Genomic DNA, 15,625 nt, shown 5'->3' with positions numbered 1-15,625 from the left:
ACTTCTTTTTCTCTCTTTTTATCTTCTTCAATCTTGATTTGGACAGCAGCTATTACTAAAGCTTTTTCATATTTAGGTAGTCCATCAAATTCAGAAGGCCATTTATGAATCTTGTGAAGACAAAAATAAGCTATGTTAGCCTCATAATCGCCTTCCTCAATTAGTTTTTTGCTTCTTCTACCGCCTCTTCCAAAGACTTTTCAAAACCATTTACTTCTTGTACCTTTGCCAAATAGTCAGCGTATTCTCCTGGTGTAAGCATGACTTTTAAGAGTGCATCAGCTCCCATCACGCCATATGATGTTTGTAACTCAGCATCATTCAAATTTGGGAAAACTGTACATCTAGCAGCTAATTTTCCTAAATAAGCATTGTAATCTGTTTCAGGAGTAAACTGATTTCGCTTGCCTGGTACTGGAACTTTTCTTGTACAAGATTTACGTAACTCTTCATCTTCCGTGGAAGTAATGGCACAAATTTCCCACTCCATCGGCTTTCCATCTTCACCAACAAATCTTTTCGATGTTACATACTTTTCATTTTCTACTTTAATTGCGTTTTGACTTAAAAATGCGCTTAAATTACTCATATATTTTCACCTTATCCTTTTTATGATTATTTTAATTAAAAAAACTTCCCTAAAAGAGAGAAGTTTACTGCATACCAGCAAGCATTGAAAACTTTTCAGGGATTTCGAAATCGTCGAATGTACCTTCTATTGGTTCATCTAGATATTCACCATTAGCATCAAATTTAGCTAGTACACCGCCATCTGAATTACAATCTTTATGAATTACGGTTTGCCTACCAACAGAAGAGGTTGGATCTGCATTCGTGACTTGAATATCAAAATAAATATCTTCACCCGTTTCTTTAAATCTATAAAGAAGATTTCGGAAGATTGATTGGTTATAGTGTGCTGTTCCAGAGAAAGTGCCTGACCATCCAGTTGACTTATTTCCTTTTCCTGTTTTCCCAAGGATAGGAACTTCAGTTTTTGTTTTTTTAATATTGGATTCAAAGTCAATAATTTGCATAAAATTATATCTGTTACCCTCTATAGTAACGAAACACTCAGCAAGAGCAGCGCTTACTGAATCTTTTGCGTTCATCGATTGAGAAAAATGTTGTAAATCTAAACGTAATAGATTTATTTTTTTATCATTCATACTTACAGCCCCTTTCACTACTTTACTGATACTGTCATATATAATTGCCCCATAGCATTTGTAACGGTGACCGTATCACTAACAAGTACCGATTTTTTAGAATCCCCTTGTTCAACAACAACATCATCGGGTTTGAAATCCTCAATTGCCTGGATCTGTTCTAGTTCTTGATGGTGTTTAACGATGTCATTCCAGAAACTAATGCGGCCACTTGGATTGTTTTGGATCTTTCCTAGATATCGACCATTAAACAGAACTGCAATGTCATTTGCGATTTGATCAAGTACTCTAATTGTTTGGTTATATTTGAAATCATCATTTTTTTCAGAAGTAAACGATACGAATGTATTTATATCTTCAAGCACACGTACCTCATCACCAACACGATGGAAAATAAATTTCCCTGCTTTTAGGGCATCTTGTAACTGTAGTTGCTTATAATCCACATCTACTGTAAATTCTCCATCATACTTTTTATTCGTATTAGATTTATTAACAGGGCATCCGGCTGCGGCTCCTGTTGTCCAATAAATAAGTGACGCTTCGTTTGTTTCAGCATCAGTTACCTTGTTTTCAACCGAGATTATCCCCTCATAATCAACCGAATTTGCTTTGTAAAGCACCGTTTGGAACTTAGCCCCTACCTCATCTCGCAAACGTTTGGTGAAGGCGATATACAACGATTTGACAGCTTCTGTTATAGAAGTACACCCAAGCGTATGGAAGTTAAAAGGCTCGATCTTATCTAAAAACGTTTGGTGATCTTCTCCTGTAATGGAACTAGCATTAGTGCCACCCGTCAAAGGTACTCCAGCAGAAACAGCTAAAGTTGCATCCTTTTTAAACTGAACAAAGTCATTGTCAATCAATTTAGTCGCAACAGAAACCGTTTGGGTATCCACTCGTTTATTATCAAGTAAAGTCGATACATCAAAATCAGAAGGATTATCAGCATTTTTTGCGATCACAATTTTCAAATCGTTCCCTCTAATTCCACCATGCATAGCCGTTGCATAGTTGTTTGCAGCTTTCACACCTTTCCCCAATCGATAAAGATGAAGAGTTTTAGCATTAAGGAACAATTCCCTAATCCCTATCAACTTTTCATGAGTGTATTCGTACCCAAAAATAAATTGTGAATAACGTTGGAATTCCTCGTTATTTACAGTAAAAACTTTTCCTTCTTGTCCCCAATCAAGTTCAATGGCAATTGCCGCCACCCCGCGATCAGATAAAGATGAACTTGCCCTAGCAGCACTTACAAAGTTAATATATGAACCTGGTAATACCTTATTTTGACTAGTAAATGTACCTCCACCCAAAACCATTTATTTCACCACGCCTTTCAAAAAGCCATTAATTGTTGTCTCTACCTGTTTTAAGGTATAAGTTTGATTATCTTTTAATAGAGCTTCCACAAGGTCCCGTTGACCTCTGTATTGTTCTGAACTACGAATTTGTTCTTTTGTAAATATAGGATATGAACTTGCTCTTGCGGCACTTACAAAGTGAATATATGAACTTGGCAATACCTTATTTTGACTAGTGAATGTACTGCCATCCAAAACCATTTATTTCACCACGCCTTTAAAAAAACTATTAATTTTTGAATCTACTTCTTTAAAACTATAAGACTGACCGTCTATCAAAAGAGCCTGTATGAGGTCTGATTTCTCTCTAAACTGCTTAGATTTTATAATCTGCTCCTTTGTAAATACGTGTTCATCAACTTTATTTTGTGGCATTATTGATCACCTCAGTCCATTTCCAAATGATATTTGTTCCATTTCGTTTTCTTTCAACATGTCTTTTAACATGACCATGTTGTAATTCACAAAGAAATGGAGAACACCATTCACAGTTTCCGTGCTCATTTTCGTTCCGCGTACTAAGTAACCATCGACTGTGATAAGCTCCATTTCATCAATTAATAAAGCGCTAATATCGTTGATTTCTCGATTTGGTTCACTCGAAGATGGGAAAAAGTGAATATCAAAAGCATGGTTTCGTTTGGATCGAACACCAAGTAACGAAGTTGATGTCGCCAACAATGGGACAATAAAAAAACAAGGCTCTTTAAAGCCCTGCTTAATGTCCTCGCTATATATTTCATAGGAATCTCCAAATACCTGATTCAACTTAATCGATATCCCGTCAATTATATGATTAATCACCGAAACACTTCCCTAAGAATTTCTGGAGTTTTTTTTCTACAATTTCAGGAGCTTGTAAGTCCAATTCATTTTCCGAAATCGTTAGCATAAATTGGCCTTTTACCCACCCCTTATGGTCCTTTGTGCGGTGGCCGAACTCTACATAGGGCAAATAGTGAACAGGATTGATAATCTCAACCTCATAGATAGTTCCTGTTTTCTTTATATTCAATGAATCGACATAAGAGGTTGCGCTTGCTCCAGCAGTCCAACCTCTTCTTAACGTACCGCCCTTCTTACCAGATGAATTTGGATATTGACCAACTGGTGTACGTTTAATAACCTTTGCTAGTAATCTCGCTGTCAATTCCTTTGCTACTTCTTCACAAAACTTTTCAAAATCAGCTTGCTGTAATTTTTCCATCCTCTTTTGTAATGCCTTTAACTGCCTGAAATCAGTGCTTCCCCACTTAGCCATTATGACCAACCATTAAACAATTCAAGGCTAACCTCTTGATGAGTAGAATAAACAGCAGGTACTCCACTTTGAGAATAATCAGTTGTCACACCATTTTGAGTGACGGTAGTTTTGGATCCTGGTTTGATTGCAATATCAGGAGAGATAAATAGTTTGACAGATTGGGATACAGTGCCTACATTATTGCTCTCACCTGTAGTAGTGATTGTTTTAAACGACAATCTGCAAGGTTGCCCCTCTAATACTATTACTTCCTGATGTGTCGTTCTTTTTTTCACTTCATCCCTGACAGGCTGATACTCCAAAATGTCACATGTGCCTATATACTGTTTTTCAATAGCTTTCCTCTGCCTTGAAAAGTTCATAGACTTTTCAACCTTCGGAACCGATTAAGTTCAGGTGAATAATTCAACACGATATCATCCATGCTTCTTTTTGAAGTGCTGGTCACTTCGTTCCCTTTGTTTCCGTATCCAATCGTCGTATCTCCTAGCTTTACGCTATTGATAGCCTCACTGACGTTAGCCGCGATCGCTTCCTCATTTGGATGCTCGATGCGGAGAATATCTATGACCATGGATGCCCAGACAAATTTGAGGGCTTCCGGTATCTCACTGACATTGCAATAAAGCTTGATCTTCCACTCTATCTGCTCGATGTAATCCATGATCAAATCATCAAGAGAATCGTCAGATAGTTTCAATCGGCGTTTGATGATGGCAAGAATATTATCCCTCATCGATTAGACCACCTTTTAGGAAGGTATCATGTTCTGATTTGAGTATTTCAATTTTCTCACCTTTTTTATATCGTTCTTCCCCGTATTTAATATTACTTTTCAAAGTAACCTTAACAGTTTTTCCTTTCTTCGGAGTCTCTGTTTTTTGTTCATCCTCCGTGATCTCGTTATCCACATCTTCAAGCGATGTTGCTTTTTCATCATTCTTAGACATACGAAAGGCTCCCTTCTGTATTAAATAAGGAAAGGTTTTACTCTCTCCTTAGTTCACTTTTGCAATAAAAATATTATCGATAGTTTCAAAGCTTGGTAGAACAATCTCGGAAACAATTGTCATAACGTTTACTGGATGTTCCTCTTTTACAGTCGTAACAGCGACTCCTGTATTAACGATTGATACATCTGCTTTTGATGCACCTGTCATTAAATCACTCTCTTCAGGTGTGGTTCCATAATAAGTTGAACCAAGATTACCGTCAGGAATAAGTGTAAAGTGATCATCTGGATAGAAATTGTGTAGAGATCCATCCTCTGCACGGTATTTCTTGTTGTAGACTGCAACAGAAAGGCCTAATTTAGCAGACAAGTATTGTTTTAACATCGACTCTGTCATGATAATGTTTTGTCCACCTAAAGGATTCATGTCAAGTCGGATACTCTTATGCTCAAGCAAATAGGTAAAAGTTTTTCGAGACAAGAGCCCGTTTGTCGGACGAACACCTGTGTTATCTTCCACCGTATCCATCCAGTTTAAAATATCCTGAATTGGAGTTGAAGCTGGATTGCTCCATTGTGCGCCAGCAACTAGTGTCTCTTTATGATCTACTTTCATCTTATAATCGTAATCTAGGTTTACACGGTTGGCCGTGATAGCAATCTTTCCTGTAGAAAGCAACTGCATAATCATTCGTTCTGGTTGCACTTCTGCCCCTTTTACTAAAGTTGAAACATCATCGTATATGTTATTGACAATCGATTTATAAGCTTCTTCTAAATTTGTAGTCAGCAGTCTATTCAATTCCTGTCGGTCTTTTTCTCCGATTCGCATTGATTCGCGGAAAAAAGGCATTTCCGTTTGAACTTTGCTAAATCCAATACGGTCACGTACTGTCGCTTTCGTGTCAAATTCAGAAGGAGTAAGAGCTACTGGTAACCCATTAGAACCTTTAATCCACGATAAGTCTAGGCCAAGCTGCTTCTTTGCTGGGAAAAGTGTTGAACCAAGATAAGGTATTTGGTTAGATGGATTATTTTCATAATAAGATGCAATATTTTGAGCATTTACTAAATCAAAGATTGTTGGCATATAATCATTCCTCTCTTATTTCAAAAATGTGATTTGTTTTAGTGCAGAAATAGCATCCGTAGTAGGCGCGGTAGGAAGTTTATTCAAATCCACGAATCCATGAATCAACATAGCTGCAGATGCAGGACCGTATGTTACATCCGTATCATTGAATAAAACGCCTTCTGAGCCTACCCCATTAACCGCTTTTGCTTTTTTAGTAGGATCTGCAAGAATGCCACCGCCAAGTATAGTACCTGCGGTAACTATTTTCTTTCCGTTAACAGCAGTTACTCCCGCATCATCTATTGTCACAGCAACATTTACATAGTGATCTGGGAATTTTAGAATCCCTTTTTTATTTGTGTATGATGTTTCTACAAATTTACTCATTAACTTTTCCCTCCTTATTCAAAGTAAGATTTCCGGGCTTCTTCTAACCCTGTATTACTTTTAGCTGCTTCTTCAGCAAGCTTTTTACCAAAGCTATTAATCGCCCCTTTGTTACCACCCTCAGGATCTCCCCCAGGTGGTGTAGCTCCTTTTATTCCCGACGAATGCGCTTCAGGAACAAATAAAAAGGACTTCGATGTTTGCAGGTCTTTAATCTGCTCCTCGAGTCCTTTCGTAACGTTTCCGTCTTCACCTAATTCGATTTTCGATTTGTCGATCTGTCCGATAACAAGATCTGCATCATGGACCTTTCCTGCAAGTGCTAGTTTAAGAGCTCCAGTCAGTTGAGTTTCTTTTAATTTAGCCTCATAATCAGTTTTGGTTGTTTCATTATCTTGCTGCAATTCAGTAATTTTCGTTTGAAGACCTGCACCATCTATTTTCTTTAGTTCCTCAAGCTGTGTATCACGTGTTGTAATTTCTTTTTTTGCTTCGTTTAGTTCTGCTATTTTATCGTCCAAACGTGATTTCGGTACCATTTGACCAAAACCATTGATTATCGTAACTGCTTGCTCTTCTGTCAAACCAAGTGTGATTAATTGTTCTTTATTCATTCTTATATGCCTCCTAATCCGTTTTTAACGTGTAACGACACGATAGGATTTTCACCCATTTTTTAACGTCTACAAGTGAAAAAAGACGAGTTATTAAGCTACAAATCTCTTTTCCCATTCCGGATATTTAATCTTGCTATCAATGTAGTATACCTTTCCATCTTTACCTCGAGCGATGCGCTGACTATAATTATCCTCAAAGTAAGGCACTGTCGTGGTCCTACAATAAGGATGAAACGGATTGGCTGTTACACCAGGCTCAAATTCACTCATTTTGAAAACTTGTCCATCCATCGATTGGCAAATAGAACTTGTTTTACTATCAAGCGTTGCTACGATCTCATAACGTTCAACATCCAACTCACTAAACGTTTCCCTTTGAGCAGAAGCACTAAAAAACGCTGATTCAGTCATTACAAGACGCGCAGCGTTAGATCGAGAAGTATTTAGTTTTTTAGATATGGTAGTAATAACCTTATCTGGTGCTTGCCCTCTAGCAATCGATTGTGTTAATTCTGTATGCAATGTATTGACTAATAGTTGCTTATCGCGCCATATCTTATCGCTGAAGGTCATTCGGTCTAATGTCCAAGGCTTGCTAATGATTTTCGTCAGCTTGGTTTCATCAATAGCTTGCATTGAAAAACCTATTCCAAATGCACTTTGAATCTCAAATGCTGTATGAAGATAAGTGCTTTGATATGTTTCTTTCATTAAGCGCTCCACTGCCTCTATTTGGCCGCCATACAGTTTTTCAATGTGTCGCTGTAATTGTATTTGCAAACTCTCTAAACGGCTAATATGGACCCGGGCAGATGCATTTTCTAGTTGTTTCATCCATGCTTGATTTATTGCGTTCTTTTCTCCATATTTGACGTACTCTTCAACCGTCCATCTGAATTCCTTTAACTCATCAGATTTAAGCAAGCGTTTTGCTTCAGCAAGAGAAATTTCATTGTTAGTAGCAAAGCGTCCATACCATTTAGTTATATCCTTCTCAATCTCACTTATTGTTTGAATATAAGCACTTTCCATATCAACAAGATAGTTTTCGCTTTTATTAAGCTCTGCATCCAACAACATTTCAAATCGTTTACGCCAATAATCACGTCTCTTGGCCATCTAGACCACCACGCTTTTCCTTGAAAGTAGACAAGTAATTATCGTATTCGTCCTTCTCTTTCTGGCTTTGTTCTTCTAGCCGTTTCTCAACTTCCTCGTTGTACCAAGGATGATTTTCACGAATTGTCTTATCGTCTAGGATTCCTACTGAATTTTGACAATCTTGAATCACATCTGATTCGGCTATAATGATGTCCCGATTAAAGATAATATTGACCGATTCCTTTGTAAAATCACCTTGATCAGTCATAAGAAAATACTCATTAACGAACCATAGAAGATGTTCAAGGGATGCTTGCAATTCCGTCTCTAAGATATTACAGTCCATATCTAAGTCTGAATAACGATAACGTAAGGCGACACCAGAAGCATTCCCTAGATTGGCGTCTGTTGTATCAACACCACGACCAAACTCATATATTGATTTCCGTCCTCGATCTAGTTCTTTCTCTGTCGCATCCGTTTCGGGAGTAGCTTGAAGTTTATCCAGATCTCCGTTTTCATCTAGATTTACAGCTCTATAGAGATTCAAATCACTCAGAAATTCTTTTAAATCGGTACCACCATAATTAATAAGCTTGTAAATGAATTGTGGAATATCAGCTAACAAATCAGAATTTGTTGAAGCCTGGGTATTATAGTTATCTATAAGAGACTTAATTTGATCTATTAACGGCTGTTCTTCCTCATTGTACTTGAATGGGATTAGCGGAATTCGTGTCCATAAAAATGGCTGGTCATTAATGGTGAAATGATGCGTCACTTCTATACCTGCTGGAACGTCTGCAACAAGCTTGCCGCCTTCAAGTAAAAAATATTTAATGCCATCTGGATAATGATACTCAATTTTAGTCAGAACTTGTTTTTTGCCATTCATATAGATTGATTCGTTATAAACCCGAATAAATGAAGAAAGTTCTGTATGCTCATCGTCTTTCCAAAAAGGTATTATTTGTTCGGAAGGAAATTTCTTAAAGGAAAGCACGCCACGTTCATCAAAATAAACGTAAAGATACCCTATTCCCTTGTTAATCGCTTCTTTACCAACGTTTTTAAGTGTCTTTAACACTTTTCGGTCAAAGACATCATTTATCTGTTCTCTATATTGATTTTTCTCAGTTGCAATCGTTGGCTCCTTGGTGAGTAAGTAACCAATCTTTTGGTCTACTAATTTTTTAGCAAATCCATGCTCCAATTTAATATTAGACTTCCAAACGATATCTCGCTTCTTTTCGCGAATATCGGTCTTATTACGATAATAAGCTTCTCCAACTAGCATGCTTTTTCGGGTATCACTTTCTAGCCATTCTTTAATCTCCCGAACCAACACTTCATTTTCAGAAATCACACCATCCACCATATTTTTTATGATATCGTTCAGATACTCATGGTATGGTCTTCGAAATAAATCCTCAATCATCATATTCTTCACCTCACTTTAGAACAGAAACTGAACCGCCTTTAAGATCAGAAACTTCATATCCATCTAATCCATACCAAATAGCACTAAAGGTATGAGGATCAATCTTAAATTCATCCGGAATGATATGGCCGTCATTGCCCACCTTGTAAGTTAGGGGCTTCAATTCCCTTATTACATCGGAACAATTGGATGAACAGATAATCTTCTTAAATCGCTTTAACTTTTTGGTATTAGCTAATCTGGAGCCTTGATACTTCTTAGCACCCTTCATTCTAAATCCATTTTGTTTAAAGTATTGAATTGTTTTCGGCTCAGCGCTATCAGCAAGGATTAACTCCTTTGTTTGTTTAAACTCCTCAAGCTCTTCCGCTGTCTTATCATCAGTCATTTTGTTTTTATAGTACTGCCAATATATATATAGAATCTTTTCATTGTGGTCTACGGCTAGACGAACAACCGCGTTAAAGGATTCCTCAAATCCAAAGTCCATGCCCACCCGTTTAATAGGGTTACGTATATTGCTAATGGCCTCCATCACTTCATCGTGTGGCTTTACCTCGAACTGTGGCAGCACCTTAACGCCATTCACGCCAAAACGACCTTTCCGTGCAATGCGGTAAAGGTCTGGATCATATTCTTTCATTTCCTCCAGCTGAGCGATATAACTTTCTGGAAGAAACAAATTATCATCAGCAGTAGAATGATGGTAATAGGTATCATTGGTAACGACAGTACGCTTTTCGTAAAGTTCGTTATCATCCAGAACTAAACGCTGGATCAACTCATCCTTAAAAAAGTGCTTAAAAGACCAATTATCCTCACCGACAGGGTTAGTTGACAACAGCATATGGAGCTCTAATTTAGGATGCCGTAATCGCCCAAGAAGCTCCTTGAATCCTGCATATTTAACCTCGGAACACTCTTCAATCCAGATAATCGATACGTTATTTATAGATTTCAGCTTTGCTGGCTTATCCATTCCCTTGAATATGATTTTGCTACCATTGGGAAAGCGTAGCTGCATAGGAGATGATAAGCATTTTATACGTCCCTCAAGACCAAGATCAATGACTAACTCTTCTAATAGAGAAAAAGTAGAATCCCTATGAGTATCGTAAACTTCACGGACAACAAGTGCTGTTCGCTTTTCTTCAAGTAGCTTTAATATCAGTTTCAACGCAACGTGATAGCTTTTGGATGATCCATACCCTCCAACAAGAAATTGAAACTTCGTTGACCAATCAAACAGAAAATCTTCAAAGTGGGGATTGACCTCTTTTTCGATCATGTGCCATCACCTTTGTTTTTTCGCTTGATCAGGATTTCTATAGGTTTATCATCAGAACCAGTAGAAATTTTCTCAACCTCCGCTTTTGTTTTCTCGATACCTAAGCGCATACCTTCAAGTTTAAGTCTTCGCTCATCATCAATATGAGCCATTTCATCGAATTGCTTGATAAGTCCTCTTAGCTCGCCCATGGCTCGAGATTGAGCATTAAGGAAAGTAGCGTGGCGGTCCCAAGCAAACTGAAATTCGTATTCCTCTTCGGTGATGGATTTCTCAACACCCCCACCTTCACTTTCAGGGATTGGATAATACTCATATTTTGCTTTCTTAAGCTCTTTAATCATTTCTTGTTTACCTTCAACAAACATGATTTTCTGAGCACGAATAATAGCAGTGTATTGAATCATTATTTGGTCCCACAGCATATCAGCTGGTAAACGCTCTTGTATCTCTTCCATGATATCCAATGATTCTTGTGGAAGGAATTTGGAGAAGAAGCCATGAGTGACAGCATTGGAATTCCTTTTAGGAGCACCGCCATCATTACCAATAGCATTTTTATTCCCCTTCGGAGCACCACGTTTTTTTTTGTGCACACCTTTATCAGAGGGTGCACCCTTATTTCTCACCCAGCCATGACGTTGTTTCCATGACTTGACGGTGTTCAGTGAGACACCATATTTCTCAGCGATGTCTTTGTATTTCATGCCTTTGACATAATCTTTCTCTGCATTAACATGGTTTTCAGCCATTTTACATCACCTGCCACCTCCTAGTATTTGAGTTGTTTTGGACAAAAGAAAAGGCGCTCTTTATTGAGCACCTTTTGGTTTTCTTTAAATAATTAATTTTTGAAAGCAGATTTTAGACTAGCTAAACAAAAACATACCCAGAAAATGAACCAAGTTGTTAACAAGGGATGACTATAAATTATTTCCATAAACATCGTCTCCTTTTTGATATAATACTATTGAAAGGAGGTGCAATAATGAATTTTTTCCCAAAATTTATTGATGAAGCAATGAGTCCTGTGGCGCAATCAGTTGGAACGACCATTTCTAACCTTTGGCAATTAGGGCTAGGGAGTCATGTTGACTTTTGGACTCAGAAACAATCAATAAGACAATCAAATGCACTTGAAACCTATAGAATTCAAATAGAAAATAAAATTACCGAGATACCTGAAGACAATTTAGTAGAACCTCAACTACATATTGTTGGGCCTGCTTTAGAAGCCTCTAAGTATTATGTTCAAAATGAAGATTTGCGTAACATGTTTGCAAATTTAATTGCTTCTTCAATGGATATTACAAAAATCGAACAAGCACACCCTTCATTTGTTGAGATAATTAAACAAATGTCGCCGTTAGATGCTAAAAATTTAAAGTTATTTTTCGACAATGTAATGCATCCAATTGTGAATTACAAACTAACGAATTCTAAGCTCGCTGAAAATATCATAAAAACAGACGTTTTCTTAGGTAACCATGAAGTTAATGATATCGATTTGAACGCTGCTTCTTTGACTAATCTTTCTCGCTTGGGATTGATCACTATAAAATATGAACAATATATAAATGATGAAACAACCTACGAAAAGTTTAAAAATACCGATTTGTATTTAAGTATCAATGATCTTTTTAACACTAGTAGTCATCTAAACGATCCTTTTCTTAGAAACTATGAAAGAATTGTAATTCAAAAGGGTGTCATCGTGACTACTCCTTATGGAAAAAACTTTATTAAGACTTGTGTAGATAGATTTTAAATTAGGAGCTGTAACTCCTAATTCTTTAACATCAACAAACGCCACCGCAAGGTGACGCACCGACCAAAATAGAGGGAAGCAGCTTGTTTAACTGCCTCCCCGTCCTGCCTTTAAGTTTATAGGAAAATTTTAACTCACGCACTTTTCCGACCTATCCGACATAACGGACATTTTTCTCACGATTTCATCACGGATTCTTCTAATATGCCTATCTGAAAAACCCATATGTTGAGCGATCCAAATATAACTCTTCCCTTCCAAAATCCAATGCAAAACTTCAACTTCACGATCATCCTGTATGACAACCATTCTATCTTGAACAATTTGAACTATTTTTTCATATTGAGCAATCCTTGTGTACCTTTTTTCCCGACGGACCACTTCTTTATATACAGGGTCACTAGTAACGCCCTGCGGTTTCGGGAGTGTGGCTTCAATGCCGTATTGAGCAGTAAGTCCTTCACCTGCATCCTTCATTGAATCCCGTAATATCTTTATGGAGTTCATCATCCAATGGTAGTCTTTCAAAATACTCTCAATCTGTTTGCTGGCAGCTTCTTTCAAATCAATCGCTCCTTTTTGTAAAAATAAATAAAAAAGGACACCAAACGACGGATTTAACCGTTCATTCAGTGTCCTCCAGAGGGCTGGTAGAACATTTATTAATATTTAATTGATTTTAAAATTGATAAATACAAAACTTTTCTCCTTGGTAACAGTTTCATCCAAATGCGTGAACTAAAAAATACAGTGAAAAGAGCTCCAAGCCACATCATAAGAAAACTATTAAGAAGTTCTAATGCATTTGCTTGCTCATAACTTTGTTTCGCTTCCGCCATTTTTATAGCTAATTGAAAATCGCTATTTAGAAAAAAAACAATCACAACTGACATAATTGAAAAGAAAGAAACAACTAAAGGGATAACGATGGAATATACTAGTTTTATATAGTCACTATCATTAGTAGTATTAAGATCTAATTCATTTGCCATCAATTCAATTTCTTCCTCTGAATGGTGCTCTTTCAGGAATTTCTTAAAAGTTATTTTTTCTTCTAGAGTCCTTACACGCTTTTTCTTCATTATACTCTTCTCAATTGCTCGAAGATAATCTACACTGTTTATCTTTTGATATCTTAATTTATTTAATTGAAATTCCTTCAAAACTCTTCCCCCTCATCAAACTTTACCCTCTTTATTTTGCCTTGATGAGTGATGATCTTTGTTTCCCCATGTTCAGGTAATCGAGTAAACTTGGCCTTCCCATCACATACAACAATGGCAAAGCTTCCTTTTACATCCATTATATCAATTTCCAGTCTTTTTGTCCTAGAATCAATTTCAAGATTTTGGAGTCTAGTAGAATTTTCATTTATAAGCCTGGCAGCTTCTTTCATTGAGATTCCTCCCTGTGGTATAATTCAATTAGGTAGGTCGGGAGAAATCTCGGCTTTTTATATTTAAACTAAATGAAGGAGCAGAGGAACATTGGATATAATTAAAAATTTTTTCCGGAATACAATTGAATTAACTCTTGCACTTGGGATCATATACACCGTTGCATATCATGGAGATGCTATTTTTAATTACCTGTTTTCTTTTTCTGTGTAGCAACCACTCCTTCAGGACAGTATATTATAAAGAGCAAGGCGTTTAGTCAGGTACACTACACCACCAGTGAGCCTTGCTCCTTCGTTTTATATTCGATCTGTGAAATCGTATTTTTAAAAAGCAGCAATATGTCTTTCCTTCCATCCAATTATCACTCCAAATTTAATTCAAAAACAAAATGTAGTCTTTTAGATCTATTTATCAGAACACTAATAAGTGATAATATACCCATTAGGCAAATTTTACGAAAGTAAAAGACGCAAAGCCACGGACCTAAGGTTTTTACTATGGTAGCCGGGTTACCAAGGTTTTTTATATCTTGTAATTGAAGCATTCTTTCAAATTTGCCTTATCATAATGAAAGAAGGTTTTCAAAATTAAATCAGTTCTACTTGTTGACGACTCTAAATTTATGCGAACTATACTAAGGAAGATAATAAACGGTAAAGATTACTTTATTCTCAGCGAGGCTAGTAACGGATTTGAAGCTGTTGAGCAGTACGTTTTTTTTCGTCCTGATGTAGTAATAATGGATATTACAATGCCGAATATGAACGGAATAGAAGCCTTAAAAAGCATCTTAGAAAATGATTCCAAAGCCAATGTGATTATGTGTTCTGCGCTAGGTCAAGAGTATTTAATAAACGAAGCACTTGAATTAGGCGCTAAGGGATTTATTGTAAAACCAAATTTTGATGACATTTTTGATACGTTACAAAGTATAGTCCCTAGCAGATAACTTCTCTTATTTGAGAAGGTTAATATATCAGTATAGGGCAAGACGCTTAGTCAAACATGGAAACCCACCAGCAAGCCTTGCTTCTTTTTATGTTTTTTTATAGAATATTAAACATTTATTCATAGTTTAGTAACATCTACTCGGTAAGATAAAGAAGTGAAGAGAAACCCATCTTTTTCATAAGTATCCTATTATTTTGTCCGGCAAATGCCGGATTTTTTTGTCTTTCGTTCGCACTGTAAATGACGTTTGCTTTCACATTGTGCATAATAGTCTATATCAACGATTCAAGATTTCTTGTGCTATTTTCATCTTCGTCCTAGCTTGAGCTCCTCTTAAGTTTTCAGGAAGTTCGGCTTGTTGCTGAAGCTTGTGATGATGAGGGCAAAGGTCAGCTTTATTTTGGTCATGAGTACACTCTTCGCAAAGAGGTAAATCGCATGTCTCGTTGTGAGGATAACTATTCTCTTCAACAAACCTTTTATAGTCCCTGATAAAAATAATGCTGTGGTCATATTTAATTATATAATCACACCATCTAGTTGCTTTTCGGACTCTACATATTGCGCAAGGTGCAGCGAAAACTCCAGGATCATTCATTTTACCTTCCCTCGCTTCTTAATCGTACCGCCCATTAATTTCATCTTGAGTTGCGTGTCTAATATACTCCTTATGAACCATCCATTTACTTTTATCGTCACAAAATTCAATCCGAATAATGCTTGAAACTACCTCATCTATCACTTTGACTACTCCATTTAACTCAGGGCAATCAGGATGTTCAACTATTACATACTCATCTTTTTTGAACATTGAAAGCCTCCTTTTAATGAGTCCTGATTTA

General features: G+C 36.9%; 24 protein-coding genes and 1 riboswitch. Of the genes, 2 read left to right on the top strand and 22 right to left on the bottom strand.

Annotated elements, in window-relative coordinates:
• Positions 1-160: 160 nt before the first annotated feature.
• The 17 genes from AC625_RS06620 to terS all read right to left on the bottom strand — a co-directional run bounded on the left by AC625_RS06620 (position 161) and on the right by terS (position 11,416).
• The gene (locus AC625_RS06620; RefSeq protein WP_049680568.1) at positions 161-589 is read right to left on the bottom strand and encodes a phage tail assembly chaperone; all 429 of its coding nucleotides are present in this window, start codon (positions 587-589) and stop codon (positions 161-163) included.
• A gap of 64 nt (positions 590-653) precedes the next feature.
• Positions 654-1,169: a phage tail tube protein gene (locus tag AC625_RS06615; protein WP_049680567.1), complete on the bottom strand. Its 516-nt coding sequence runs from the start codon at positions 1,167-1,169 to the stop codon at positions 654-656.
• A 17-nt stretch (positions 1,170-1,186) separates the two neighbouring features.
• Complete coding sequence (locus AC625_RS06610) at positions 1,187-2,497, bottom strand: phage tail sheath family protein (RefSeq protein ID WP_049680566.1); 1,311 nt, start codon at positions 2,495-2,497, stop codon at positions 1,187-1,189.
• Positions 2,498-2,740, bottom strand: a complete 243-nt coding sequence (locus tag AC625_RS06605; protein ID WP_218971215.1) for a hypothetical protein — start codon at positions 2,738-2,740, stop codon at positions 2,498-2,500. It abuts the gene before it with no gap.
• Positions 2,741-2,914, bottom strand: coding sequence for a hypothetical protein (locus AC625_RS27225; protein ID WP_180320070.1), 174 nt, complete (start codon positions 2,912-2,914; stop codon positions 2,741-2,743).
• Between the two features lie 6 nt (positions 2,915-2,920).
• Positions 2,921-3,343, bottom strand: coding sequence for a phage tail terminator family protein (locus AC625_RS06600; protein ID WP_049680565.1), 423 nt, complete (start codon positions 3,341-3,343; stop codon positions 2,921-2,923).
• Entirely contained in the window at positions 3,336-3,800 is a 465-nt protein-coding gene (locus AC625_RS06595) for an HK97 gp10 family phage protein (RefSeq protein WP_049680564.1), read from the bottom strand. The genes AC625_RS06600 and AC625_RS06595 overlap by 8 nt, the downstream gene beginning before the upstream one ends.
• Positions 3,800-4,165 (bottom strand): hypothetical protein, encoded by a 366-nt coding sequence (locus tag AC625_RS06590; protein WP_049680563.1) that lies wholly within the window; start codon positions 4,163-4,165, stop codon positions 3,800-3,802. The genes AC625_RS06595 and AC625_RS06590 overlap by 1 nt, the downstream gene beginning before the upstream one ends.
• On the bottom strand, positions 4,162-4,539 hold the full coding sequence (locus AC625_RS06585) for a phage head-tail connector protein (protein ID WP_049680562.1): 378 nt from the start codon (positions 4,537-4,539) through the stop codon (positions 4,162-4,164). The genes AC625_RS06590 and AC625_RS06585 overlap by 4 nt, the downstream gene beginning before the upstream one ends.
• Positions 4,529-4,753 (bottom strand): DUF7210 family protein, encoded by a 225-nt coding sequence (locus tag AC625_RS06580; protein ID WP_049680561.1) that lies wholly within the window; start codon positions 4,751-4,753, stop codon positions 4,529-4,531. The genes AC625_RS06585 and AC625_RS06580 overlap by 11 nt, the downstream gene beginning before the upstream one ends.
• Before the next feature lie 48 nt (positions 4,754-4,801).
• Positions 4,802-5,845 carry a major capsid protein gene (locus AC625_RS06575; RefSeq protein WP_049680560.1) on the bottom strand — a complete coding sequence of 348 codons (1,044 nt, stop codon included), beginning with the start codon at positions 5,843-5,845 and terminating at the stop codon, positions 4,802-4,804.
• A 15-nt stretch (positions 5,846-5,860) separates the two neighbouring features.
• Positions 5,861-6,217 carry a hypothetical protein gene (locus tag AC625_RS06570; protein WP_049680559.1) on the bottom strand — a complete coding sequence of 119 codons (357 nt, stop codon included), beginning with the start codon at positions 6,215-6,217 and terminating at the stop codon, positions 5,861-5,863.
• Positions 6,218-6,231: 14 nt separating this feature from the next.
• Entirely contained in the window at positions 6,232-6,831 is a 600-nt protein-coding gene (locus tag AC625_RS06565; RefSeq protein ID WP_049680558.1) for a phage scaffolding protein, read from the bottom strand.
• 93 nt (positions 6,832-6,924) lie between these two features.
• Positions 6,925-7,953 carry a minor capsid protein gene (locus tag AC625_RS06560; protein WP_053178019.1) on the bottom strand — a complete coding sequence of 343 codons (1,029 nt, stop codon included), beginning with the start codon at positions 7,951-7,953 and terminating at the stop codon, positions 6,925-6,927.
• The gene (locus AC625_RS06555; protein ID WP_245644943.1) at positions 7,937-9,373 is read right to left on the bottom strand and encodes a phage portal protein; all 1,437 of its coding nucleotides are present in this window, start codon (positions 9,371-9,373) and stop codon (positions 7,937-7,939) included. Before AC625_RS06555 ends, AC625_RS06560 begins: the two co-directional genes overlap by 17 nt.
• 13 nt (positions 9,374-9,386) lie before the next feature.
• Positions 9,387-10,664: a PBSX family phage terminase large subunit gene (locus AC625_RS06550; protein ID WP_049680556.1), complete on the bottom strand. Its 1,278-nt coding sequence runs from the start codon at positions 10,662-10,664 to the stop codon at positions 9,387-9,389.
• Complete coding sequence (gene terS / locus AC625_RS06545; RefSeq protein WP_049680555.1) at positions 10,661-11,416, bottom strand: phage terminase small subunit; 756 nt, start codon at positions 11,414-11,416, stop codon at positions 10,661-10,663. Before terS ends, AC625_RS06550 begins: the two co-directional genes overlap by 4 nt.
• 236 nt (positions 11,417-11,652) lie before the next feature.
• Here terS and AC625_RS06540 point away from each other — a divergent pair, with 236 nt between their 5' ends.
• Positions 11,653-12,432, top strand: coding sequence for a DUF4393 domain-containing protein (locus tag AC625_RS06540; protein ID WP_049680554.1), 780 nt, complete (start codon positions 11,653-11,655; stop codon positions 12,430-12,432).
• Between the two features lie 129 nt (positions 12,433-12,561).
• Here AC625_RS06540 and AC625_RS06535 read toward each other — a convergent pair whose 3' ends face one another.
• The 3 genes from AC625_RS06535 to AC625_RS06525 form a co-directional block, all read right to left on the bottom strand.
• A complete protein-coding gene (locus AC625_RS06535; protein WP_082190968.1) occupies positions 12,562-12,996 on the bottom strand; it encodes a LuxR C-terminal-related transcriptional regulator in 435 nt (144 codons plus the stop codon).
• Between the two features lie 98 nt (positions 12,997-13,094).
• Positions 13,095-13,595 carry a hypothetical protein gene (locus AC625_RS06530; RefSeq protein ID WP_049680553.1) on the bottom strand — a complete coding sequence of 167 codons (501 nt, stop codon included), beginning with the start codon at positions 13,593-13,595 and terminating at the stop codon, positions 13,095-13,097.
• Entirely contained in the window at positions 13,592-13,828 is a 237-nt protein-coding gene (locus tag AC625_RS06525; protein ID WP_049680552.1) for an XtrA/YqaO family protein, read from the bottom strand. The genes AC625_RS06530 and AC625_RS06525 overlap by 4 nt, the downstream gene beginning before the upstream one ends.
• Before the next feature lie 438 nt (positions 13,829-14,266).
• Positions 14,267-14,349, top strand: a riboswitch (cyclic di-GMP riboswitch).
• Between the two features lie 69 nt (positions 14,350-14,418).
• Between AC625_RS06525 and AC625_RS06520 the strand changes: the two genes are divergently transcribed.
• On the top strand, positions 14,419-14,781 hold the full coding sequence (locus AC625_RS06520; protein WP_082190967.1) for a response regulator: 363 nt from the start codon (positions 14,419-14,421) through the stop codon (positions 14,779-14,781).
• Positions 14,782-15,060: 279 nt separating this feature from the next.
• Here the strand turns inward: AC625_RS06520 and AC625_RS06515 are convergent, their stop codons facing one another.
• Entirely contained in the window at positions 15,061-15,381 is a 321-nt protein-coding gene (locus AC625_RS06515) for a hypothetical protein (protein WP_049680550.1), read from the bottom strand.
• 18 nt (positions 15,382-15,399) lie between these two features.
• Entirely contained in the window at positions 15,400-15,594 is a 195-nt protein-coding gene (locus tag AC625_RS06510) for a hypothetical protein (protein WP_049680549.1), read from the bottom strand.
• Positions 15,595-15,625: the final 31 nt, after the last annotated feature.

It is taken from the genome of Peribacillus loiseleuriae (assembly GCF_001183985.1).
Lineage (GTDB): Bacteria > Bacillota > Bacilli > Bacillales > DSM-1321 > Peribacillus > Peribacillus loiseleuriae.
Note: the sequence above shows the minus strand (reverse complement) of the source record. Positions and strands in the feature narration are given on the sequence as shown.

Bases quoted from the DNA above. Each gene is read 5' to 3' on its own strand.
- AC625_RS06585 (WP_049680562.1), bottom strand. From the start codon at position 4,539: ATGAGGGATAATATTCTTGCCATCATCAAACGCCGATTGAAACTATCT.
- AC625_RS06595 (WP_049680564.1), bottom strand. From the start codon at position 3,800: ATGGCTAAGTGGGGAAGCACTGATTTCAGGCAGTTAAAGGCATTACAA.
- AC625_RS06555 (WP_245644943.1), bottom strand. From the start codon at position 9,373: ATGATTGAGGATTTATTTCGAAGACCATACCATGAGTATCTGAACGAT.
- AC625_RS06550 (WP_049680556.1), bottom strand. From the start codon at position 10,664: ATGATCGAAAAAGAGGTCAATCCCCACTTTGAAGATTTTCTGTTTGAT.
- AC625_RS06525 (WP_049680552.1), bottom strand. From the start codon at position 13,828: ATGAAAGAAGCTGCCAGGCTTATAAATGAAAATTCTACTAGACTCCAA.
- AC625_RS06565 (WP_049680558.1), bottom strand. From the start codon at position 6,831: ATGAATAAAGAACAATTAATCACACTTGGTTTGACAGAAGAGCAAGCA.
- AC625_RS06605 (WP_218971215.1), bottom strand. From the start codon at position 2,740: ATGGTTTTGGATGGCAGTACATTCACTAGTCAAAATAAGGTATTGCCA.
- AC625_RS06540 (WP_049680554.1), top strand. From the start codon at position 11,653: ATGAATTTTTTCCCAAAATTTATTGATGAAGCAATGAGTCCTGTGGCG.
- AC625_RS06515 (WP_049680550.1), bottom strand. From the start codon at position 15,381: ATGAATGATCCTGGAGTTTTCGCTGCACCTTGCGCAATATGTAGAGTC.
- terS (WP_049680555.1), bottom strand. From the start codon at position 11,416: ATGGCTGAAAACCATGTTAATGCAGAGAAAGATTATGTCAAAGGCATG.
- AC625_RS06620 (WP_049680568.1), bottom strand. From the start codon at position 589: ATGAGTAATTTAAGCGCATTTTTAAGTCAAAACGCAATTAAAGTAGAA.
- AC625_RS06510 (WP_049680549.1), bottom strand. From the start codon at position 15,594: ATGTTCAAAAAAGATGAGTATGTAATAGTTGAACATCCTGATTGCCCT.
- AC625_RS06580 (WP_049680561.1), bottom strand. From the start codon at position 4,753: ATGTCTAAGAATGATGAAAAAGCAACATCGCTTGAAGATGTGGATAAC.
- AC625_RS06570 (WP_049680559.1), bottom strand. From the start codon at position 6,217: ATGAGTAAATTTGTAGAAACATCATACACAAATAAAAAAGGGATTCTA.
- AC625_RS06590 (WP_049680563.1), bottom strand. From the start codon at position 4,165: ATGAACTTTTCAAGGCAGAGGAAAGCTATTGAAAAACAGTATATAGGC.
- AC625_RS06560 (WP_053178019.1), bottom strand. From the start codon at position 7,953: ATGGCCAAGAGACGTGATTATTGGCGTAAACGATTTGAAATGTTGTTG.
- AC625_RS06610 (WP_049680566.1), bottom strand. From the start codon at position 2,497: ATGGTTTTGGGTGGAGGTACATTTACTAGTCAAAATAAGGTATTACCA.
- AC625_RS06615 (WP_049680567.1), bottom strand. From the start codon at position 1,169: ATGAATGATAAAAAAATAAATCTATTACGTTTAGATTTACAACATTTT.
- AC625_RS06575 (WP_049680560.1), bottom strand. From the start codon at position 5,845: ATGCCAACAATCTTTGATTTAGTAAATGCTCAAAATATTGCATCTTAT.
- AC625_RS27225 (WP_180320070.1), bottom strand. From the start codon at position 2,914: ATGCCACAAAATAAAGTTGATGAACACGTATTTACAAAGGAGCAGATT.